Here is a 1,864-nt window from a genome sequence, read left to right as displayed (position 1 = left end):
ATCGCTAAAGCAGGAGTAGCTGTCAGTGCTAGCAATAAACTGGGTAATCCGACGGTGACTAAATTTAGGATGGTTTTCATAATTGTCTTGGTAAGATATTAATGGTTAAAGTAGGGTGGGCAAAGTAGTCTAATCATTAATACTCATTGGAACCAAACTGTCTTTGCCCACCTTACAAGCTGCTTGGGAGAGGGGGATTAAACTTGAGGTCTGCGAATTATCGTATGCATTTCATCTGCAACTACTAAACAACCTTGTAAACTTTCCAACGGTTGTTCGTTCAAAACTCGAGAAAGTAAATTCAGTACAGCTTGACGACTACGACGGCTTGGACGCAATAGTAAAATTCCTGGGTGTGTACCAGGAGGAAAACGGCGAACGTCAGAAAAGTCTAAATCAAGAGTAATGAAAAAACGCCCTTCATTACAAACCCGTTGCCAAACAATTTCATCATCTGCACCGGATAATCCTTGATCAGTTACGCGATGAAGCGTTCGCAAAGCGTGGCCAAAGGCCTCAGCTTCCGCTAAAAGCGAACGCATTGATAACCTGCGTCTCTCAAGAACTGGGCATGGGTATTGCTGAGATTCTCATCTAATTTGACTAGCATTATTGTGATCGCAGGGGGATAAGTTCTTCTTCTGAGGTTAAAGCAGCAGCATATGCAATCGCATTTCTAATGTTGTCCAGAGTTAGTGGTGGGTATTCAGCCACAATTTATTCTGGTGTCAAGCCTTCGGCTAGGTTATCTAGGATTATTGATACCATAATTCGAGTGCCTTTAATACAAGCTTTACCGTGACAGACGTTTAGGTTAGTGGAAATATCTTCTTGCCAATTAGTCATGTTTTAGTGGTTGCAACAATCGTTTCAGTACTGATATCTCTAAAAATGCATGTTGGGTTTAAGGATAGTGAAACCCAAGTAATGCTAGTGCCAATGTTGGGTAAAGTGCCTCAACCGCTCCCTACCCACTTTGCACCATTTTAGCTAAAGTAGGGTGGGCAAAGTAATTTAATCATTAATACTGATTGGAACCAAACTGTCTTTGCCCACCCGAAAATCTAATCCTCTTTAATCGCACAAGTTGCTCGCAGAAAATCGAGCGCCTGGTTCGAGTTGACAACAGCGACTAATTCCACATTACCTTCCTCATTAATAATCCAAGCATTAGCTTCCACTATCGGTGCTTTGGTATTAGTGTGTGCTTTACGATCTTCAGCTTCGGGTATGGCGCGCACTATGGATAGATCCGATATATCCCGCACATCCGATAAAATTTGGCCACCCCGTACCATGGCACTGGGATCTTGGGGTATGCCACCCCGTCCGGTAATATAAAAACTACTGGTGGCAGTCCAACGGCAACCTTCAGCGATTTGTTGAGTGCGATCGCTAGTATCTGTGGGTAGTTGAACTAAGCCATTAGCCGGATCGGCGTCAGGATTGTTAATGGTGATCACCCCATCTACCCCAAACTGAGAACTAGCGGTAATGGCACTATCTGGAAACACAAATAAGCCTTGGGTAGTAATGGCAATATCTCCACCATTGCCTCGATTAGCGTCGGCTTGGATCAAGCTGCCTTCCATCAGAGTAGACCTCTTGCAAAAGTAGTTTTCTGATAGTGTTTGCGTCAATTCTTGTCCACTGTTCCCTGTTCCCTGTTCCCTGTTCCCGACTTCTGCAAGAAGTCTAGTGACTAAATCGGAGTTAATGGTAATTTTGCCACCATCGCTATCGTTATCAGCTTCCGCAGTAATACTGCTGCCATTACGCAATAGTAAACCGTTTGTGATATCCAGCTCAATATTGCCTTTGTCCCCATCGAAGGTGGAGGCAGTGATACTAGCACCATTATCAG

2 protein-coding genes and 1 pseudogene are annotated in these 1,864 nt (G+C 43.9%); all 3 read right to left on the bottom strand.

Features of this window, described 5'->3' with window-relative positions:
* Positions 1-197: 197 nt before the first annotated feature.
* Positions 198-542: a DUF5615 family PIN-like protein gene (locus tag F6K53_RS39395; protein ID WP_293085391.1), complete on the bottom strand. Its 345-nt coding sequence runs from the start codon at positions 540-542 to the stop codon at positions 198-200.
* 175 nt (positions 543-717) lie between these two features.
* The gene (locus F6K53_RS39390) at positions 718-846 is read right to left on the bottom strand and encodes a DUF433 domain-containing protein (protein ID WP_293085388.1); all 129 of its coding nucleotides are present in this window, start codon (positions 844-846) and stop codon (positions 718-720) included.
* 218 nt (positions 847-1,064) lie between these two features.
* Positions 1,065-1,864 (bottom strand): annotated as a pseudogene (locus F6K53_RS39385) (hypothetical protein); the annotation flags it as partial.

It is taken from the genome of Moorena sp. SIO4A1 (genome assembly GCF_010672065.1).
GTDB lineage: Bacteria > Cyanobacteriota > Cyanobacteriia > Cyanobacteriales > Coleofasciculaceae > Moorena.
The sequence above is the reverse complement of the archived record's forward strand: the minus strand, read 5'-3'. Positions and strand labels throughout refer to the sequence as shown.

Bases quoted from the DNA above. Each gene is read 5' to 3' on its own strand.
- F6K53_RS39395 (WP_293085391.1), bottom strand. From the start codon at position 542: ATGCGTTCGCTTTTAGCGGAAGCTGAGGCCTTTGGCCACGCTTTGCGA.
- F6K53_RS39390 (WP_293085388.1), bottom strand. From the start codon at position 846: ATGACTAATTGGCAAGAAGATATTTCCACTAACCTAAACGTCTGTCAC.